This window comes from Gulosibacter sediminis, assembly GCF_014904065.1.
GTDB lineage: Bacteria > Actinomycetota > Actinomycetes > Actinomycetales > Microbacteriaceae > Gulosibacter > Gulosibacter sediminis.
In genome coordinates, this window is record NZ_JACXJG010000003.1 from 1 (window position 1) to 219 (window position 219).

Consider the following 219-nt stretch of genomic DNA (forward strand, 5'->3'; position numbering starts at 1 on the left):
GAAGGTCCGCCGAGCACAGGCGGCCTCGCTGCAGAGGAACCGGGGTTTGATGATCACCAGTTCGATGTCTTTGCCGCCGACGCCGAGGTCTTTGACCTTCTGGCGGGTGCGCTGATGCACCCGAGTCGAGACCACCCCGCAGTCAGGGCAGGCCGCCTCGACGCTGTTGGCAGCGGCGGTGACCCGGCGGCCGCCCAGCGGCAGATCACACGCTGAGAG

Annotated in this window: 1 protein-coding gene; it reads right to left on the reverse strand. The window is 68.0% G+C overall.

The genetic code is table 11. From position 1 onward, the window contains the following. Window positions 1–219 (reverse strand): transposase family protein (locus ID132_RS01145; RefSeq protein WP_193127660.1); only part of this gene is annotated, 219 nt, incomplete at both ends.